The following is a 20,286-nucleotide window of genomic DNA, read 5'->3' on the forward strand; positions in this document are numbered from 1 at the left end:
TTTATTGATAAACGTAAAAATCATTTTCAATTTTTAATACGGCAATTGAATTTTGTATGACCGGTTTTAAACCCTTTATTAACCATGTTTTGTTTTTTGGTCTCAACCATTTCATCTTTCCTTTGCTTACATGCCGTCTGCCAGGTGGGATAAACGTCTCTATTTTCAACTAAGCTTTTCCCTCGTTATGAGCAGACATTCCGCAGAGAAGTCTTTGCCAAGACCAAAAGCTTTCACATGATCGGCAATATGTGGGCTTGCAATGTTCGGGCTAAATTTCTTGGCAATCGTTAATATCTATTGATCGGGCGGCACTCTTTTGTGCTTCATGATTGCAAGCTCTATTATTGCCAAATTCTTTCAATTTCTATTATTGAAGAATCCCGTTAAACTTTATTATTGCACCTTCTTTAATGCCGACTTCTTTATTCCCGACTTCTTTATTGCCGACTTCTTTATTGCCGCCTTCTTTATTGCTGACCTCTTTATTAGCGAATTTTTTAATGCAAACCTTTTTAATGCCGATTTCTTTAATGCCGACATCGCTACTGCCAAAATTTTTCATTCCGGCTTTGTTCTTTGAGCCTCTGGCGCTTCACAATCGGGCTGATAATCGCATTCAAGCTGCTGGCAGATGTTTCAAAAGCCTCTATCCAATACGTCAAGCCGTTGCATGTCTGCTAAACTAAAATGCGGAAATTCTATCGGGTTTTTTTCTTGGATTGAGAACGCGATGAACCGTCTTTCGACAAGATAGATATGTGACGGGATACATATGTTCATTGATTAAATCTTCCCCGTTCGAGAGCCGGTCGGAAAAATTCAAAACATCATGTTTCAAACTTAAAACAAAAAGAAAGTATGATACTGAACGTATCAATATAAAATGAAATTTTGTGATACTATATGGGATAAATTGATAATATTTGAATTGGTTTTTTATCAATGTGAATTAACTAAAATAATCATGTTCAAATAATATTTTTGTTGTCGATTATGCTAACAGGCAAACCGCTTCATAAGATCGAAGCGGTTTGCCTTTATAGTTGTTTTACCGGTTTACTCTTTCAGCCGATATTGAAAGCACGATTGCAGCCCCCACAACCAGAAAACCTGCAAGAACATACATTCCGATAGCCGGAGAATGGGTGAGATCAAGCAAAGCGCCAACCATCCACGGGCTTGCAAAACCGGCGAGATTGGCAATCGAATTGATGATTGCAATTCCCGCCGCTGCGGCGGAACCGCTGAGAATGGCTGTCGGCAACGACCAGAAAAGCGGTGCACATGACAAAACGCCAGCAGTCGCAAAAGACAGAAAAATAATAGACACTGTCGTGCTTGTGGCGGTTGCTGCAATGATAAAACCGAAAGCGCCCATCAGTGCCGGCACGACAAGATGCCAGCGCCGCTCGCGATGTTTATCGGCACTGCGCGAGAACAAAACCATGGCAATAATTGCACAGATAAAGGGAATAGCGCCAAGAAGGCCGATTATCAGATTGTCTTCTACGCCGGATGCTTTAATCAATGTCGGTAACCACAGGGTTAACCCATATTGCCCCATCACAAAACAGAAATAAATGAATGACATAAGCCAGACCATGGGATTTCTGATAAGTCCGGTAAATGAATGTGTCGAGGCTGCCGCTGCATGATCGGCTTCTATATCTTGCGAAACCATCGCTTTTTCATTGGCATCAAGCCATTTTGCACCGCTCACACTATTATCGAGATAAAGCAGAACAATAACGCCCAAAACAACAGCAGGAATTGCTTCAAGCACGAACATCCACTGCCAGCCATGCCAGGAATCGACAGAATGGAATGTGTTCATGATCCAGCCGGAAAGCGGATTTCCGAATATTCCGGCAGCAGGGCTACCGGCCTGGAATATTGCGAACATCTTTGCCCGTCGATGGGAAGGGAACCAATAGGTAAGATAGAGAATAACCCCCGGATAAAACCCCGCCTCGGCAACACCCAACAGGAACCGCAAACTGTAAAATTGCCATTCATTTTGCACGAATGCAAAAATTCCCGATAAAATTCCCCAGGTAATCAAAATACGGGCAATCCATAACCGTGCACCGACTTTATGCAACAGAATATTGCTCGGAACCTCGAAGAAAAAATACCCGATAAAAAAAAGCCCGGCTCCGAAACCGTAAACCGTTTCGCTAAAGCCGAGATCAACTTCCATTTGTAGTTTTGCAAATCCGACATTCACACGATCAAGATAAGCAACAATATAACAGATCATGAGAATGGGAACGATCCGGAATGCAATTTTACGATAAGTAAAATCTTCATTGCTTCGATCAATTTCCTGTAGTGAACCCAATGTGTCCATAGACAACCCTCCCGTAGATGTTCGCTATTGGTTCATATTTTCTGTGATTTACCTGTTTGTTACTGTTTGAATGTGCTCAATAAGTCTTCAATCTGGTCACTATCGAGTGCCCGTGCCGGTTTATCTTGCAGCATCAAAGCAAGATGGGCTGACTCTTCAAGCTCTTCGGCAGCATTGACCGCATCGACCAGTGTTTTTGCCGAAACCACCGATCCGTGGTTGGCCAACAAAAGTGCGGTAGCTGTCTTTGCCTGTTCAAATATTTCTTCTTCCATCTCGCTGTTACCCGGCCGGTAATAACGAATAACGGGTAATCTGTTGCCGATACGCATGACAAAATAAGGCGTATAAGGCGTAATCGGATGGTCTTCGCGCCCTGTCGGCATACAACTGATGGCCGTTGCATATGTTGAATGAAGGTGAACGACTGCGCCTATTTGCGGACGCGCTCTGAAAAAAGCGCGGTGCATGAACACTTCTTTGGAAGGGCGATCACCCAAAATATGGTTCCAATTCTGATCGAGCTTGCTCAATGTTTTACTATCAAGCCTTCCCAATGATGAATTGGTCGGGGTCATGAGATAACCGTCTTCAAGTCGCACAGAAATATTGCCGGCACTACCAACGCTGAAACCGCGCTGGAAAAGACTTGCGCCAAGTTCAACAAGAAGCTCGCGGGTTTCCTGTTCTGTCATTATTTCTACCTCGTTTTCTATGGGTGTTCCAAGCAACGTTATCGGGTGACAAATTCATCCCGATATTGGCGAATGATACTGTCGAAATCGCGGTCGCAAATGAAGCCCAGCGAAAGCGGGCGCGAAACATCGAAATTGCCCGGCCATGAACACACAATATCAATAATACGCTGTTCGGGATGTTCACTCACAAGCATGCGCGTTTCATGTCCGGCGACACGTTCGAGACTTTCTAGCATTTCATCAACGCTGACGCATAATCCGGGCAGGTTAAGAACACGCTTCAAACCCAATTCCTGCTCGCCGACAGTCAAAGCATGGGTGAGGTTTTTGACCACAACATCGGGTGATGAAAGCCACATCAAGGTCGATGCCGGTACAGGATTGTTCGATTTGATCCCCGAAAGCGGCTCGCGGATAATGCCGCTTGCAAAAGACGACGCAGCAGAATTCGGCTTGCCCGGACGCACCACAATCGTTGGCAAACGGCAGACACGACCATCAACAAATCCTTTGCGGCTATATTCACAAACCAGCAATTCTCCGATTGCCTTTTCCGCACCATAAGAAGATTGCGGCATCAAAGCGAGATCTTCGGGTACGACATCGGGCATCGGGCCGCCGAAGACCGCAAGCGAAGAGGTGTAAATAAAAAACGGTTTTTTTCCGGTTTTGCGCGCCGCTTCGAGAAGCGCGCGGGTTCCGTCGACATTAACCCGCATACCGGTGTCGAATTCGGCTTCCGATTGTCCACTCAAGACCGCAGCCATATGATAGATTGCAACCGTGTCAGCGGTCACAATTTTTTCGGCAAAGTCGGGATTGGCTATATCGCCTCTTACCGATTTCACACGGTTATCTTTAACCGGACAATCGGCAAGATCGACAGAAACAATTTCCTTGAAAGCAGGAAAACTTTTATTTCCTTGCTCCTTCAGTAAATTTGCAATCAGCCGGCTGCCCAGAAAACCGGCACCACCGGTTACAATAATCTTACCCATGATTTTGCCTCTCTGTCGGATTTTCTTCATAGGATACGAGACGCAGCTCGATACCCCTTTCGGTAATGGCATCCTGTGCATTTTGCGGAAGACCATCGTCGGTGATAACCATATTCAACGCTTCAAGCGGAATGGCATTGAATGTCCCCACCAGACCGTATTTGCTGCTATCGGTTACCAATATGCGGCGGGAAGACCTCTCGACGACTGCACGCTTGACCGGAATTTTATTTTCTTGCGGTGTCGAGATACCGCGCGTGCCGAATGAAGAGGTTGAAATAAAACCTATATCAAAATTGAACTGGCGAATGGTCAGCCCTGCCGAAGTTCCCACACAGGACTGGTTTTCACGCTCGACCTCCCCGCCTGTATGATAAAGGCGGCATGTGCTTTCCTCACTTAAAAAACTTGCTATAACAAAATCATTGGTCACAACGATAATGTCGGGAATGTTTGCCAATTGCCGCGCCAGTTCCAACATTGTTGTGCCGGCATCAAGATAGACAACATGTCCGGGCTTTACAAAGCTTGCGGCAAATCTGCCAAGCGCTACTTTTTGGTTATGCGCCATGGCGCGTTTTGCAATATGCGAAGGCTCTCGCGAGATGCGCTCAGGCAATTCTACACCACCGGCAACAGAAAGTGCCCGCCCCTGATCTTCAAGTGCCCTTATATCACGCCGGACAGTCATTTGCGAAACGCCCAACATGTCGGCAATTTCGGCAATCGACAAGACATGTCGTTGCGACAAATGTTGAATAATCAGAGCCTGACGTTCTGCGGGTATCACAATCACTACTTCCTGTTATCGGGATTACTTTCTTCTAGCTGGACTGCTTCCAGCTATCGGGACGACTTCCAGCTATAAGGATTATTTTCTGCTATAAGGCTGGAACCAGCCCAAACCATCTTCGGTTTTGCCGCGCGGATTATATTCGCAACCGATAAAACCTTTGTATCCCACCCGATCAAGCACGTCGAAAAGGTAGGGGAAATTCAGTTCGCCTTCATCCGGTTCATGGCGATCCGGCACAGAAGCCACCTGCACATGGGCAAATTTCCCCGCCATTTTTCCTGTCAATCGCGTTAAATCGCCATCCATAATTTGCGCATGGTAAAGGTCGAACTGGACAGCAACATTTTTGCGCCCCACCTCTTCCATCAACCTTACGCCATCAAGCTGGTGATTGACGAAATAACCGGGCATGTTGCGGGTATTTATCGGCTCCGTCAAAACAGTAATTCCATGCGGTGCGACTTTGTCTGCCGCATAACGGAAATTCTCGATAAATGTTTTTTCGCATTCATTGCGATCAAGCCCGTTCACCACACCCGCCATAGCGTGAAGACATTTGCAATCCAATGCCAAAGCATATTCCAAAGCCTTATCCACATTGTCGCGAAATTCTTTTTCACGTCCCGGAATGGCCGCCATGCCACGTTCGCCTTCATCCCATTTTCCTGCCGGCATGTTGAACAAGGCCTGCTTCAAATCGTTTTTCTTAAGTTCTTCTGCAAGCTTTTCAGGCGCAAAATCATAAGGAAACAAAAATTCCACCGCTTCAAATCCGGCTTTGGCGGCACGGCCAAAACGTTCAATAAAAGGAACATCGGTGAACATCATAGAAAGATTAGCAGCAAAACGCGGCATAATATTACTCCCCTTTAACCGTCTTCATCTGTTGGGCGACAATGAAAAAATCTTCATCACCGAAATTGCCTGACTTCAATGCCAGTGAAAGCGACTTGCCGATACTTCTGACCCACGGCACACCGGGGGCAATTTGCGGCCCGATTTTAAACCCTTCAATCGCAAGCGCCTGAGTAACCGCACCCGATGTTTCGCCACCTGCAATGATAAAACGCCGATAGCCCTGGCTTTCCAATGTTTTGGCAATTTTTGCAAAAAGCGTTTCAATGGCCTGACTTGCCGTTTCTGCTCCAAAGCTTGCTTGCGTATTTGAAAGCTCTTCCGGCATCACTGTCGCATAAATCAATGGCGCATATTTCTGGTTGCTGTTTTGCTTTACCCATTCGACGAGTTCCGAAAAATAATTCGCGTCGCTCACCGCGCGGCCAACGTCTACAGCCAGTGCAGGCGCCATCTCTTTATATTTTGCAACTTGCGCATTTGTCATTTGCGAACAGGAACCGGAGAGAACCACAGTCGCCCCTTCCAAGGGTTGACCGGCCGCTTCTGCCTGTTCGACATCACCGTGCAAATCTGTCCAGGCGCGCGCCATACCGTCGGCAAGCCCCGAACCGCCGGTAACAAATTTCATATCGGCAACGGCCTTTCCCAATATTTCGATATGTTTGTCATTGAGTGCATCCAGAACAGCATAACGAAAACCGTTCTGGCGCAATTGTTGCAAACAATTTTTAACCGCCGCAATGCCTTTATCAATAATTTGGCTTGGAACATTGCCGCAACGCCCTTCGGATTGTGCTTCCATCACCCGCATAATATTGGAATCTGTCATTGGCGTTACCGGATGATGGCGCATTCCCGATTCGCTCAAAGGCACGCCATTCACGAAAAGATAACCGCAATAAATGGTGCGTCCGTTCACCGGAAGAACCGGACAAATAACAGTAAAATCCTCGCCCAAAGCATCAAGCAGAGCATCCGTGACCGGCCCGATATTCCCTTTGGAAGTGCTGTCGAAGGTTGAACAATATTTGAAGAAAAACTGTTCACTGTGGTGATTTTTCAACCATTGCAATGCCGCAAGGCTATCGTGAACTGCCTTTTCAGGCGCGCAGGAACGGCTTTTCAGACTGACAACAACCGCATCGGCATCAACGTTGACACCCTCACGCGGAACGCCATTCAATTGCACGGTTTTCAAACCGTTTTTGACAAGAAATCCTGCAATATCCGTTGCTCCGGTAAAATCGTCGGCAATGACTCCAAGTTTCATTTCAAGCATCCTGACCCGGCAATTTTATGCCTGAAAATGTTTTGATAACGGCCGAGTCATCAAGCTTGCCAAAACCGGCATTTGAAGCATTGGCAAACATCGTATAAGCAGTGGCCGCAAGCGGGAGAGGAAAATTCAAAGCCAAACCGGTTTGATTAACGAGCCCAAGATCTTTGACAAAAATATCAACAGCCGATTTTGGTGAATAATCACCATCAACCACATGCTTCATGCGATTTTCAAACATCCAGCTATTTCCGGCTGCATGGGTGACCACATCATACATGACATCAAGAGGAATATTGGCACGGGCAGCAAGCGCCATTGCTTCAGCACCGGCGGCAATATGAACACCGGCCAATAATTGGTGAATAATCTTGACTGTCGAACCCAGCCCGATTTCTTCGCCAATATTATAAACTTTGCTGGCAACAGCATCCAGAACGGGGGCAAGCCTGTCAAAAGCTTCAATTTTTCCTGCCGCCATAACGGTTATATCGCCCGCATTTGCTTTGACTGCACCGCCGGAAACCGGAGCATCCAGAACATTAAGCTTCTTTTGTTCAAGCTTACCGGCTATTTCTTTCGCGTCATTTGCCGAAATCGTGGAAGAAACCATAACCACTGCACCGGGTTTCAAACGATCAGCCAAACCGTTTTCGCCAAACAAAACCGCTTTACATTGCTTGGCATTGACAACCAGAAGAACCAATGCGTCAAGTTCGCCAGCTTGCTCGCAGCCTGCACCTGCACCTGCTGCACCGGCTTCGACAAGTTCACGACATTTTGCCAAATCAAGGTCAACACCATAGGTGACAAGGCCTGCCTTGATACAGGAACGTGCAACCCCCATCCCCATTGATCCAAGCCCTACAACACAGACACTATATTTTTCCGGCATCACTGCCTCCCTTTTCCATCTATCCGCAAACTAAACAGTAAAAAACATTTTTCAACATATTTTAACAAAAAATAACAAATAAATGATAAATTAATGTTATTTTATGTTATTTTTTGATAGTAAACGGCCAATATGTATAGAGAGTTTGTTATGAAGTGACGTAGAAGCGGGCATTTTTTGGGGGGTAAAAGGGCTTTGACATGAACGTGGAAATGTTCGGGAAATATATTTCCGGAGCCAAAACCCCATGCGATTTTGCGCCTGCCATAAGCAGCCGATCCGCCAAGCCCCGATGCATTTTCACTGTCCACAGCAAAGCACAAACATAACATTCCTGAATGCGCTTCCAGCGATTGTCCAAGGCACTATCACAGCATGTTGCGACACACTGTCACCACTTGCCGCACGCTGCACTTCCGGCACGCCCCGATGCATTTTCGCTGTCCGCCGTAAAGCACTAACATAGCATTCCTGAATGCGATTCCAGCAATTGCCCAAGGCACTATCACAGCATGTTGCGACACACTGTCACCACCTCCCGCACGCTGCACTTCCGGCACGCCATGACGCATTTTCGCTGTCCGCCGTAAAGCACAAACATAACATTCCTGAATGCAATTCCAGCGATTGCCCAAGGCACTATCGCAGCATGTTGCGACACACTGTCACCACCTCCCGCACGCTGCACTTCCGGCACGCCATGACGCATTTTCATTGTCCGCAGCAAAGCACTAACATAGCATTCCTGAATGCGATTCCAGCAATTGCCCAAGGCACTATCACAGCATGTTGCGACACACTGTCACCACTTGCCGCACGCTGCACTTCCGGCAAGCCGTGGTACACTTTCGCCGTGAGCCGAAAAGCACCAGCGCAACACTCCCGAAAGTGTTCAAGCAACTGCCGCAAAGCGCTATCGCAATCTGCCTCACGGCACTATCGCTGCGTTTCCATGGTCACTATGGCGATTTTAAATAGGGGTAATTTCACATATGGATCTTTGGTTTGGCCGCCAAAAAAATGTCATGCGACGAAAATGTCATGCAAAGAAAATGACATGTAAAAAATATGACACGTGAAGAAAATGATATAAGGGCGGTAAAGCTGTAAAGCTATCACCTATAACGCTATCATCAAAGTCGAAGTAGGTGAGGATGTCAGCAAAGAACAAGAGCCACTTTACCGTTTTGTTCCAATGATTTTCTATGAAAAAGCAATCCGGTTGAACGGGTTTTCATATTCGTCTTTTGTCCCGCTTTCCATAAATTCACGGCCAATTCCGATCGTTTAATCAAGTGCAAATCGACCATCCAAAATTGGTCAAACAAAAGCGTCACTTCAACTCATAAAAAATTTCATAAAATAACATAGTCGAAAAATACATGTTTTCCGGATTATTGTTTCCAGCCTTGCCGCTATTTGAATAACAAACCAATCCGATAAAAAAGCCGACAAAATTGTCGGCTTTTTCACACGTTTGAATTGTTGAAAACTTATCAACGATAAACCATACCGCCATCGGTCAAAATGGATTGGCCGGTTATGTAATCGGAAGCAGGACTTGCAAGGAACGAAACGAGATTTGCCACATCATCAGGTGTTTCGGCGCGGCCAAGCGCAATACCGCCGACAAATTTCTTATAGGTTTCACCGAGCGGTGCACCTGTGGTTTCATGGAAGCGTTTGTCGATTTCCACCCACATATCTGTTCCCACAACACCCGGGCAATAGGCATTGACTGTAATCCCTTGGGAAGCATATTCCTTCGCGGCAGCCTGTGTCAAAGCGCGTACTGCAAACTTTGTTGCCGAATAAATGCCGAGCATTGCATAACCTTCCTGTCCGGCGATAGAACAAGCACTGACAATCTTGCCTTTTTGTTTTCTGGCAATGAATTTCTTGGCAGCAGCCTGAATACCCCACAATGCGCCTTGAACATTGATCTTGAAAATTTTCTCGACTTCTTCAGGCGTTACATCGGCCAAAGCATTGACCTGTGCAATACCGGCATTGTTGACCATCACATCAAAACCGCCGAGGTCTTTTTCGGCTTGCTCGATCGCACCATAGACTTCTTCACGCACAGAAATATCACCGGTGATTGTGGTGGCTTTTTGCCCCAAAGCTTCGATTTCCTTGGCGACAGCAGCAATCTTGTCTTTTTTAACGTCGACAAGACCGATATTGAAACCGTCTTTTGCCAGATGCAAAGCAATAGCGCGGCCAATTCCCTGTCCGGAACCTGTGACTACAGCAACTTTATTGGTCATGAAAGTTCTCCCTTTTCAATAGAAGTGTCTTTTCGGGTTAATGTCCACAATTCGGATCAATGTCCATAATTGCAGTTAATGTCCATAATGAAACAAAACAAGAGGCAAAAATAAGGCGGTAAAAAACCAATATTTCAGATGAAAATAGTTTTTACTCAATAAAAAAATTTGCTTGCTCATGAAGTAAGACTGCAAGTTCATTGATATGTTAGAATAATATTCGTTAAAAAACGAAAACACCAAATACATATCATAAACTTCGTCTGAAGCAAAGTAGTGAATGTCGTTTTCTTTTCCCCTTTGTTATTTTTTTAACTGTCCGGCTAATTGTTTTGTCACCACCCGAAGGTTATTTTTGATCTGACGCATGTTTATCGGAATTACCGGAAGTCCAAGGCTAAAATCAGGAGTCTGTCGTAACCGCCATATTGCGTCCGTTTGAATAGATTCCGGCCATTCATAATTCCTGATATATTCGGTAAATGGACAACTACATCACTTTTTTAGAAAATCATTTGGCAGACAAGTTTTATCCCGACAAGCGGCAAAAAAACGCCATTGTTCTTTAACGTCAAAGATCCTTGACCGCTATTCCTTCGCCGTTTGACCGGCATAAGGCGGGAAACTGTGATTTGATTGACAGGAATGGGAAGAAGCTCGCCGCGACAAGTTCTGTTCATTATTGCTGATAGAATTTAACCGGCATGTTTTTCGGGAAAAAGCGGCAATCGACGAAATGAAAATTGCCACTTTTTTGATTATGATCTTTTACTATTATGATCGGATAGCTGTCGTTATCATATCGCAAATATTATGAGTTTTAGCGTTGCGGGTTGGATAAACAGGCGAATTCTACAAATATTGCAATCTGTTTTCCGCCTGTTTGCCACTTAAAAACCGCGTCTATTCTAATGGCTCACAGGAATACCATAAAGTTCCGCCAATGCTGCCAATATCGGCGCAGAACCGGCAACGAGCTGACGACCGTTATATTCACCGGTCTTATGGCTGGTTGTACGCCCTTTGCCTAAAACGAGAAGTGGCAATGACTGGTTGTCTTCACCCGCAAGGGCAATAACATTTTGGCGCGGACGTGGAAATTCTTCATGACGCACATCAAGATCGTGTAGCTGGTCTTTAAAAGAAGCAAGTGCCCCTTCGATCGGCAGGCAGTGCGGACAATAAAACAATTTATCGGGGTGGTTCGCGTCCGTAAACGATTTTGGCAATAAAAACAGAATATCTTTGGTCATAATTACCTCGCATGAGAAAAATTTCGGTTCTTCGACTTATACGACTTTAATTTGCCGTTTCATTACCATCGAAATTTAAATAATCGACAAAAGCAAGAAATGTTTTTCAAGAATATCCGAATCTATAGAATGGATGGGCTATCAAAATACAAAATCTCCGCCGATTATAAAACACGAAACGGTGTCCGGAGGGAAAGGACATAAAAACCGTTAACCGGCAGGAGAATAGATAATGGTTTATGACTTGAGCCTTTTGGATAAATGCCCGCTTGAAATCAACCGCAATGCGGGTCAAGCCTTGAAAAACGCAGTAGAAACAGCACGTGCAGCAGAAAAAGCCGGTTTTCGCCGGTTCTGGGTTGCCGAACATCATCACTCAAAAGAATTTGCGTCGAGTGCGCCTGAAATACTGGTTGCCTATCTGTTGGCAGCAACAAGCAAAATCCGTATCGGTTCGGGCGGGGTCATGTTACAGCATTATAGCCCCTACAAAATAGCAGAAATATTCAATGTGCTTTCGGCTATCGAACCGGGACGTGTTGACCTCGGAATCGGCAAAACACCGGGCGGTTTGCCGCATACAACAGCAGCACTGCAAGCCGAATTTTCGGATGAAAAACGCATCGGCTTTGAAGAAAAGCTGGAACTTCTCGATAAGCTGCTGGGCGGCGAAGAAATAAAGGAAGGCCGTTTTGCAGGATTGGCAGCAACACCCAAACCGGAAGTTCGCGCAAGTACTTTCCTGCTTGGCGCAAGTGTCGAGAGTGCGAAATTGGCAGCACGTCTCGGCTGGCAGTTCAGCTATGCCGGACATCTGAACGGAAGCGAAGAAAAACTGAAGAATACAGTTTCCGCCTATCGGCGTGCAACATCGGGCGGTGTGCCGCAATTGGCACTTGCAGCCATTATTGACAAATCCGACAAACGTGCAAAAGAGCGCGCCAATGAAATTTCGATTTACAAAATCCATTTTTCCGATGGCAAAACTTTTTCGCTGACCACTTTGGAAGCAGCAGAAGATTTCGGTCGTCTTTCCGGTCGTTCCGATTACACGATCGAACAACATCGCACACAAATCATTGCCGGTACGGCAGCAACAGTCAACAAAGAGCTTCAAATCCTTCATCACCAATTCGGTATCGGAGAATTTATGCTCGAACTGCCTGCAACCAGTGTTGAAGAACGTATTGATGCAATTGGCGCACTTGCTTTCGAGCAAGAAAAAATTGCCGCCTGAACCTTATCGAGGAGATTTAAGATGACGCATAACAAAATCAATTTCGGTCTCATGCTTCATGGTGCAGGTGGCCATATGAATTCGTGGCGCCACCCTTCTGTTCCGACAGATGCAAGTGTCAATATTGATTATAATGTCAATCTTGCAAAACGCGCCGAAGCCGAAGGGCTAGCCTTCGTTTTTGTTGCCGACGGGCTTTACATCAATGAAAAATCGATCCCGCATTTTCTGAACCGTTTTGAACCGCTCACTCTTCTATCTTTTCTTGCGGCTCATACCTCGAAAATCGGCCTTGGTGGCACAGTTTCAACCTCATACAGCGACCCGTTCACGGTTGCACGCCAATTTGCTTCACTGGATCTTTTAAGTGGCGGGCGGGCTGCGTGGAATATTGTGACAACCCCGCTTGAAGGGACCGCCAAAAACTATGGCCGCCCCCATCCCGATCATACATTGCGTTATGAAATCGCCAGCGAATATATCGACGTGGTGAAAGGATTATGGTCTTCCTGGGAAGAAGATGCGTTTATTCGCAACCGCGAAACCGGCCAGTTTTTCGACCCGAAAAAAATGCACCGCGTCAACCATCACGGCAAGTTTTTCTCGGTTGAAGGGCCGCTCAATATCCAGCGTTCCCGTCAGGGCGAACCGGTCATTTTCCAGGCTGGCGCATCCGACTCCGGCATTCATTTCGCTTCCAAATATGCCGAAGCGGTCTTTACCCATATCAAAGATATTGAAGGGGCAAAAAACTATGCCAAGCGCGTCAAGGACGGAGCAGTTGCACATGGTCGCTCGCTCAATGATGTGAAGATTTTCCCCGGCATCAATCCGATTGTCGGCCGCACCAAAGAAGAAGCGGAAGAAAAGTTCAGGGTAATTCGCAATCTCGTCAATATCGAGGACGCGCTTGCCTATCTTGGTCGTTATTTCGACCATCATGATTTTACCCAATATGACCTTGACAAGCCCTTCCCCGAAATCGGTGACATCGGCAAAAACAGTTTCCGCTCGACAAGCGACCGCATCAAACAGGAAGCTCGTGAACAAGGCCTGACTTTGCGTGAAGTGGCATTGAATGAAACCACACAACATGGCGATTTTATCGGCAGCTATGACGACGTCACAAACCGTATCATCGAATGGTTCGATAACGGTGCAGCCGACGGCTTTATTCTCACCATGCAAGTGAGCGGCCAAGGCTTTGACGACTTTTCTTCCGAAATCCTGCCTCGGCTTGAAGAACGTGGCTATTTTGATCGCAAGCTCCATCACAACACATTGCGTGAAAATCTTGGCCTTGCCATTCCCTCGAACCGTTACGCAGAAAAACAGCAAACCGTTGCGGCTTGAAACCGAAAGGACAAAAAATGAGCAAAGTGATCGCTTTATCCGGCAGTTTCAACCGGCCTTCAAAAACCACCGCTCTTGTCAATCATATCGGCAAAAAGGTGGCCAAAAAATTCGGCATAGAGGTTGTGAGCTATGATCTTCTCGATGTCGGAACCACGCTGGGACTTGCCCAGCGTGCCGATAAACTCGAACCGAATGGCCAACGGATTATCGAAGAACTGACATCGGCAGATGCGCTTATTATCGGCAGTCCCGTCTATAAAGGAAGTTATCCGGGATTGTTCAAACATTTCATTGATCTCATCGAGCCTGAACGACTTTATGGAAAACCTGTGCTGCTTTCTGCAACCGGCGGCGGTGACCGACACGCATTGATGGTTGAACATCAATTGCGTCCGCTTTTCGGTTTCTTCATGGCGCATAGTCTGCCAACAGCAATTTATGCCGCTGCACGCGATTTTGGGCAGGATAATGAAATACAATCGCCAGATCTGATCGCCCGCATTGATAAAGCGGTAGACCAATTCATCCCCTTCATCAAAGCAGAGACAGCGCACAGTTCCGAACAAAAAACAACTGTCCAACGGGCACGCGGGACGCATGATGTTTTGCCCTTTGCGGTCAATTCGTGAGTCAGGAGACGCCGATGAAACATTTTGTCTTTACCAGTTTGAAAGACCCACGATCAGCGCGGCTGCGCGCCGCGTTGATAGAAGAATATGACAGCCGTTATGGTAGTTTTTATGATGAGGAAGGCGCAAAAGCCGAGCTTGACCGCTATCCGGCCGAAGATTTTGCCCCGCCAAAAGGAAATTTCCTGTTATTGATTGATGGTGAAACAACTATTGGTGGCGGCGCTTTCAAATTTTACAACGAGACGACCGCCGAGCTCAAGCGTATCTGGATTGATAACGGTTATCGCCGTCAAGGGCTTGCCGCACTTATTCTTGAAAAACTTGAATTACAAGCGCACCAGCAAGGCTACCGCCGGCTTTATCTCACAACCGGTTTCCGCCAGCCGGAAGCTGTCAATCTCTATCTGAAAAACGGCTATACCAATCTATTCGATTTGAACGGCGACTGGGAAGCCTACCGACATTTGCCGTTTGAAAAAGACATTAGTGATAAACGCCCCGAAAACAATAATGAACGCGATAACCGGCTGCGTTCCTTCTCACCTGTCAAAGCGCAAAGCGCATTGTCGCCAACGAGCCTTTGAAAAGGAGCAACCATGTCATCAACAACAGATATTCACACCCCCGATCTATCTACCAATTTCAACTTTGAAGAAAAACAATATTCGGATTGCAAAGTTGTTCCCGCACGTTACCCGCTGCGAATGTTCGGCACGGTCTTTTCTGTTCTTGTCATCGGAGCCATTCTATATTCGGTTCTTACGAATGAAAAATGGGGATGGTCGGTTTTCGCGACATGGTTTTTATCCGAACCGGTTCTTGCCGGTCTTGGACGCACGATTTTGCTGACCATTCTTGCGACCATATCCGGTTCGTTACTTGGAACATGTCTGGCATTGGCACGTGTTTCAAAATCGCCACTGCTTTCCGGCCTGTCATGGAGCTATATCTGGTTACTCCGCTCCGTACCGCTCATTGTGCTTTTGCTCATTCTCAACAATCTGGGCTATCTTTATGAGAGCATCCGCCTCACCAATCCGTTGAATGGCGAAATACTCGTCAATTACCCGATGGTATCTTTGTTGACGCCTTTTCTTGCCGCTTTTATCGGATTGACACTCAACCAATCGGCGTTTTTTGCCGAAATCGTTCGCGGCGGCATTTTGTCTGTCGATAACGGCCAGCATGAAGCCGCCGCTTCGCTCGGTTTATCGAAAAAACGCCAAGTCTTGCGCATTGTCTTGCCGCAAGCCATGCGCACGATTTTACCAACCGGTTTTAACGAAATTATCGGTTTGGCCAAAGGAACCTCTATGGTTTATGTTTTGGCACTGCCGGAATTGTTTTACACTGTTCAGGTTATCTATCGGCGCAATCTCGAAGTCATACCACTCTTGATGGTTGCAACCGTCTGGTATCTTGTCATTATGACAGTGCTTTCGATCGCCCAATATTATATTGAAAGCATTTATGCAAAAGGCGCGGTACGCAACCCTTCGGAACTGGCTTTCTCGCGAATTGGCCGCCGTGTGCGCAATCTTGCCGGACATTTGTCATTTTTCAAAACACCGTCTGCCGCAGAGCCGAACGATAAATTGACCTTCAAGGATGAAGTCGACGCATTGGCGGAAGGCGAGGCCTTTTCACTTGACGAGTGCCAACATCAGGGATTCGGCAATCTTTATTCGGGTGATGGTGCCGAAGTCAATGTTCACAATGTGTCGAAATATTTCGGCTCCAACAAAGTGTTGGACAATGTCAGTCTTACAGTTCCGGCAGGTAGTGTAACTGTTATTCTTGGACCTTCCGGTTCAGGTAAATCGACGTTGCTTAGAACAATCAATCACCTTGAACGCGTCGATAGCGGCTTTATTGATGTCGACGGCGAATTGATCGGCTATCGCAGAGAAGCAAATACGCTTTATGAACTGAAAGAAAAAGACATTCTGAAACAACGCGCCGATATTGCCATGGTGTTCCAGAATTTCAATTTGTTTCCGCATTTGACTGTTCTCGAAAACATTATCGAAGCCCCGATTCAGGTTAAAAAACTTCCCCATAAAAAGGCGGTTGAAGACGCACTCGATTTATTGTCCCGTGTCGGCTTGAAAGAAAAAGCCAATGTTTATCCCCGCCAGCTTTCCGGTGGGCAACAACAACGTGTCGCCATTGCCCGTGCATTGGCGCTGCGCCCCAAAGTTCTGCTTTTTGATGAACCGACTTCTGCCCTTGATCCGGAACTTGTCGGAGAGGTTCTTGATGTCATCAAGGAATTGGCCCGTACCGGTTCGACACTTATCGTCGTCACCCACGAAATCGGGTTTGCCCGCGAGGTCGCTGATACGATCGTATTCATGGAAAGCGGAAAAATAATTGAAACAGGAAGTCCCGAAGAGGTCTTCAACCACACAAAACAACAGAGAACCAAAGCTTTTCTGAACAAGGTTTTCAAATAATCCAACATTTCCAAATGAGGCTATTTGCCCAACACCGAGAGGTTTCTTGATGAGTTTCTTTAGTAAAAACACCTTTGCCAAGGTAACGCTTGTCGTCATTGGCATCGCCTATTCACAGCTCTCCCGGTCTGAAACAGTACCGCTCGATTTTTCACCCGAACAGCCTGGTCGCCCGCATATAGCGGCCAGTCAGCAACGTATTGATGAAGTCGCCAATATTCCTTTTGTCAAAAAAGATACATTGACCATCGCAATCAATACCAATAGCAGTTTGCCTTTGCATGATTATGCAAGCGACGCAAAAACTCCGATCGGACTGGATGTAGATCTGGCTTCTGCACTTGCCGAACGCATGGGCAAAAAACTGGAATTGATAGAAATTGTCTGGGCCGATTGGCCATTGGGTCTATCAAGCGGAAAATATGACGCTGTCATCGCCAATTTGACAGTTACCGAAGAGCGAAAAGAAAAATTCGATTTTGCCACTTATCGTCATGATATTATCGGTATCTATGTCAAGAAATCGAGCCCCATAAAAGAAGTCAAAGAAGCAAAAGATATTGCCGGTTTGCGGGTGATTACCGATGCCGGTACAAATCAGGAAAAACTGCTTTTGCAATGGAACGATATGAATGTAAAAGCCGGTTTAAAACCGGTTGAAGTCCAATATTATGATGACCGTCCCTTGCAAACACTGGCTCTCGACAGTAACCGTGCCGATGCAATTTTCAGCGTTAACGCTATACAGTCCTATATCTCGGCCACAACCGGAAAAACAAGGCTCGTTGGCACTATCAATGGCGGCTGGCCATTAACCGCCGATATTGCTGTGGGCTTACAGAAGAACAGCCCGCTTGCCAAACCGGTGTCGGATTCCATCAATGATATGATCGCCGACGGGACATATGAAAAAATCCTGAAACGTTGGAATTTGTGGGAAGAAGCGATTTCGCAATCGCAAATCAATCCTCCGGGCTTGCCCAAGCCCAAAGCACAGTAAAACCAACATTCAAACCTCAATCCCGGATTTACCGATAGCCCCAGAAATTATCGGTAAATCCGACATTCAAATGTCGGCATGATGACTATAATGAAGAAATCGAAAATTATATTGCCATTATTGGTTATCGTTATCCTGTTCAGAATGACGATGACTGTATGGGGGCTTGACCAGATGCCCTTTTTCGACACCTCTGCCGAACAGGACGGCCGTATTCACGTCGAAAAAAATGAAGATGCAATCAAGGCCATTCCGCAAGATTATCAATTTGCCAATAAAGATAAATTGACAATTGCTGTTGCTCCGAGTGACCCGCCTCTATCATTTTATGCTAGCGACGCAAAAACGCCCATCGGCTCGGAAGTCGATTTTGCTTCGGCAATAGCTGAAAGTCTTGGAAAACAGCTCGAACTCGTAGCCATACCGTGGATTGATTGGTCACTTGGCCTGTCATCGGGAAAATATGATGCCGTTCTTGCCAATATCGGTGTGACCGAAGCGCGCAAAAAAAAGTTCGATTTCTCGACTTACCGGCAAGGCATTCACGGCTTTTATGTAAAAAGTGATAGTCCGATCAAAAAAATTGAAAAGCCGGAAGATCTCGCCGGATATCGGGTTATTGTAAGTGGCGGTACCAATCAGGAGCGTATCATGTTACGCTGGAATGATATTGTTACTCATGAAAAGCTGAAGCCGATCGTGCTTCAGGACTATGATGATAGTGCTGCAAAACTGCTTGCTCTCCAGTCAGGACGGGCAGATGTTATTGTCGGCCCGCATGCGCAATTGGTCTATTTTGCACTGCGCGACAATAATTTGCGCAAAGCCGGAACTCTTATTGCCGGTTGGCCGGATCGTTCCGACGTTTCGGTTGTGACAAGAAAATCAAGCGGCCTTGCAGAACCTGTTACCATTGCAATCAATGGTCTTATAAAGTCGGGTGCTTATGAAAAAATTCTCGCCAGATGGCATCTGGAAGATGAAGCACTCAACGTTTCAGAAACCAATCCCGAAGGCATGGCAGAAGAATAGCGGAGCATTATTTCATGAAAATCCATCACAATATCACCGAACTCATCGGCAAGACGCCGCTTGTCGAGCTTCATCATTACGGCAAAAAACATCATTTGAAATCACGTATTATTGCCAAACTGGAATATCTCAATCCGGCAGGCAGTATAAAAGACCGTGCTGCTTTGAATATGATTAATGAAGCGGAAAAATCCGGCAAGTTGAAAAAGGGCGATACCATTGTCGATGTTACAAGCGGCAATACAGGCATTGCGCTTGCTGCTGTGGCAGCAGCCAAAGGCTATGCAACGAAATTCTATGTGAGCGATAATATCAGCGCCGACAAAATAAAACTTCTCAAGCTTTATGGTGCAGAAGTGATTCCGGTTGAAAATGCTTTTTTTATGGATCCGGAAGCATTGGAAAAAATGGCTGCCCGCATTGTTTCGGAAAATCCGGACGCCTTTTTTATCGACCAATTGGCCAATCCCGATAATCCGAAGGTTCATATTGTCTCGACTGGTCCTGAAATCTGGGAAGATACAGACGGTCAGGTGGATATTCTGGTCTGTGCCATGGGTACAGGCGGAACGGTTTCGGGAACCGGAAAATATTTGAAATCGAAAAATCCGAAAATCAAAGTTGTTATTGCCGAACCGGCAGAAACCTCGCTTCCGAGTGAAGAATCCCTATCCCGATGAAATTGACGGCGTGCACAAAGTAAGCGAAGTGCCGCCAGAGTCTCTGCCAAAGAACTATGCGGCAGAAGTGGTTGATGAAATTTTTTCACTCGACACCGCGGATGCTCTTAATGTTCAACGTGATCTCTTAACAACCGAGGGAATATTCCCCGGTGTTTCAGCCGCTGCCATTTTATGGACAGCAACCCGCCTTGCCGAACGGGAAGAAAATGAGGGCAAAATGATTGTGGCAATTTTCCCTGATAGCGGCGAACGTTATTTGAGTGCTGCAACAAAGAATTAAGTTAATTGCATATTTGCGGGCAGATAAACTTCTGCCTGCAATTTTTTTAAGAATATTTTCGCGAACTCAACTTTTCTTCCCCGCCCCACTTTATTTGTTCACCAGATTTTTCTAGAGTCGAAAACATAATGTCTTAAGTCAGAAAAACAGGCTTGGGTTGCTGGTGTTGATAAATGTCGCTGGTATGAATGACGCTGAACAGCTTCCCCCCTT

General features: G+C 46.2%; 19 protein-coding genes. 9 read left to right on the forward strand and 10 right to left on the reverse strand.

All coding sequences use genetic code 11. From position 1 onward, the window contains the following. Positions 1-370: 370 nt before the first annotated feature. The 10 genes from GQS64_RS10880 to GQS64_RS10925 form a co-directional block, all read right to left on the reverse strand. A complete protein-coding gene (locus GQS64_RS10880) occupies positions 371-565 on the reverse strand; it encodes a hypothetical protein (RefSeq protein ID WP_198231592.1) in 195 nt (64 codons plus the stop codon). 486 nt (positions 566-1,051) lie between these two features. Then, a complete protein-coding gene (locus GQS64_RS10885) occupies positions 1,052-2,353 on the reverse strand; it encodes an MFS transporter (RefSeq protein WP_077993549.1) in 1,302 nt (433 codons plus the stop codon). Positions 2,354-2,412: 59 nt separating this feature from the next. Then, positions 2,413-3,048, reverse strand: coding sequence for an aldolase (locus GQS64_RS10890; RefSeq protein ID WP_198231593.1), 636 nt, complete (start codon positions 3,046-3,048; stop codon positions 2,413-2,415). 38 nt (positions 3,049-3,086) lie between these two features. Continuing rightward, positions 3,087-4,049 carry a D-erythronate dehydrogenase gene (gene denD / locus GQS64_RS10895; RefSeq protein ID WP_198231594.1) on the reverse strand — a complete coding sequence of 321 codons (963 nt, stop codon included), beginning with the start codon at positions 4,047-4,049 and terminating at the stop codon, positions 3,087-3,089. Further along, the gene (locus GQS64_RS10900) at positions 4,042-4,839 is read right to left on the reverse strand and encodes a DeoR/GlpR family DNA-binding transcription regulator (protein ID WP_198231667.1); all 798 of its coding nucleotides are present in this window, start codon (positions 4,837-4,839) and stop codon (positions 4,042-4,044) included. The genes denD and GQS64_RS10900 overlap by 8 nt, the downstream gene beginning before the upstream one ends. An 81-nt stretch (positions 4,840-4,920) precedes the next feature. Then, positions 4,921-5,700, reverse strand: coding sequence for a 2-oxo-tetronate isomerase (gene otnI / locus GQS64_RS10905; RefSeq protein WP_198231595.1), 780 nt, complete (start codon positions 5,698-5,700; stop codon positions 4,921-4,923). A 4-nt stretch (positions 5,701-5,704) separates the two neighbouring features. Further along, positions 5,705-6,973: a 3-oxo-tetronate kinase gene (gene otnK / locus GQS64_RS10910; RefSeq protein WP_198231596.1), complete on the reverse strand. Its 1,269-nt coding sequence runs from the start codon at positions 6,971-6,973 to the stop codon at positions 5,705-5,707. A 1-nt stretch (position 6,974) separates the two neighbouring features. After that, positions 6,975-7,874, reverse strand: coding sequence for an L-threonate dehydrogenase (gene ltnD / locus GQS64_RS10915; protein WP_198231597.1), 900 nt, complete (start codon positions 7,872-7,874; stop codon positions 6,975-6,977). Positions 7,875-9,370: 1,496 nt separating this feature from the next. Beyond that, positions 9,371-10,144, reverse strand: a complete 774-nt coding sequence (locus GQS64_RS10920) for an acetoin reductase (protein WP_077993560.1) — start codon at positions 10,142-10,144, stop codon at positions 9,371-9,373. Positions 10,145-11,052: 908 nt separating this feature from the next. Then, a complete protein-coding gene (locus GQS64_RS10925) occupies positions 11,053-11,397 on the reverse strand; it encodes a DUF3088 domain-containing protein (protein ID WP_077993563.1) in 345 nt (114 codons plus the stop codon). A 232-nt stretch (positions 11,398-11,629) separates the two neighbouring features. Here GQS64_RS10925 and GQS64_RS10930 point away from each other — a divergent pair, with 232 nt between their 5' ends. From GQS64_RS10930 to GQS64_RS10970, 9 genes are all read left to right on the forward strand, one after another. Next, positions 11,630-12,634 (forward strand): MsnO8 family LLM class oxidoreductase, encoded by a 1,005-nt coding sequence (locus GQS64_RS10930; protein WP_077993564.1) that lies wholly within the window; start codon positions 11,630-11,632, stop codon positions 12,632-12,634. A gap of 21 nt (positions 12,635-12,655) precedes the next feature. Then, positions 12,656-13,987: an LLM class flavin-dependent oxidoreductase gene (locus GQS64_RS10935; protein ID WP_198231598.1), complete on the forward strand. Its 1,332-nt coding sequence runs from the start codon at positions 12,656-12,658 to the stop codon at positions 13,985-13,987. Between the two features lie 17 nt (positions 13,988-14,004). Beyond that, complete coding sequence (gene msuE / locus GQS64_RS10940; RefSeq protein ID WP_077993566.1) at positions 14,005-14,619, forward strand: FMN reductase; 615 nt, start codon at positions 14,005-14,007, stop codon at positions 14,617-14,619. Positions 14,620-14,633: 14 nt separating this feature from the next. Further along, positions 14,634-15,206: a GNAT family N-acetyltransferase gene (locus GQS64_RS10945; RefSeq protein ID WP_188318040.1), complete on the forward strand. Its 573-nt coding sequence runs from the start codon at positions 14,634-14,636 to the stop codon at positions 15,204-15,206. Positions 15,207-15,218: 12 nt separating this feature from the next. Next, positions 15,219-17,078: an amino acid ABC transporter permease/ATP-binding protein gene (locus GQS64_RS10950; protein ID WP_198231599.1), complete on the forward strand. Its 1,860-nt coding sequence runs from the start codon at positions 15,219-15,221 to the stop codon at positions 17,076-17,078. A 49-nt stretch (positions 17,079-17,127) separates the two neighbouring features. Then, positions 17,128-18,078, forward strand: coding sequence for an ABC transporter substrate-binding protein (locus GQS64_RS10955; protein WP_198231600.1), 951 nt, complete (start codon positions 17,128-17,130; stop codon positions 18,076-18,078). 144 nt (positions 18,079-18,222) lie between these two features. Beyond that, positions 18,223-19,110, forward strand: coding sequence for an ABC transporter substrate-binding protein (locus tag GQS64_RS10960; protein WP_246798562.1), 888 nt, complete (start codon positions 18,223-18,225; stop codon positions 19,108-19,110). A 14-nt stretch (positions 19,111-19,124) separates the two neighbouring features. Next, positions 19,125-19,790 carry a PLP-dependent cysteine synthase family protein gene (locus GQS64_RS10965; protein WP_246798554.1) on the forward strand — a complete coding sequence of 222 codons (666 nt, stop codon included), beginning with the start codon at positions 19,125-19,127 and terminating at the stop codon, positions 19,788-19,790. Continuing rightward, positions 19,768-20,073 carry a hypothetical protein gene (locus GQS64_RS10970; protein WP_246798555.1) on the forward strand — a complete coding sequence of 102 codons (306 nt, stop codon included), beginning with the start codon at positions 19,768-19,770 and terminating at the stop codon, positions 20,071-20,073. The genes GQS64_RS10965 and GQS64_RS10970 overlap by 23 nt, the downstream gene beginning before the upstream one ends. Positions 20,074-20,286: the final 213 nt, after the last annotated feature.

The organism is Bartonella sp. P0282, from assembly GCF_048452985.1.
In the GTDB taxonomy this organism is placed as follows: Bacteria; Pseudomonadota; Alphaproteobacteria; order Rhizobiales; family Rhizobiaceae; genus Bartonella; species Bartonella choladocola.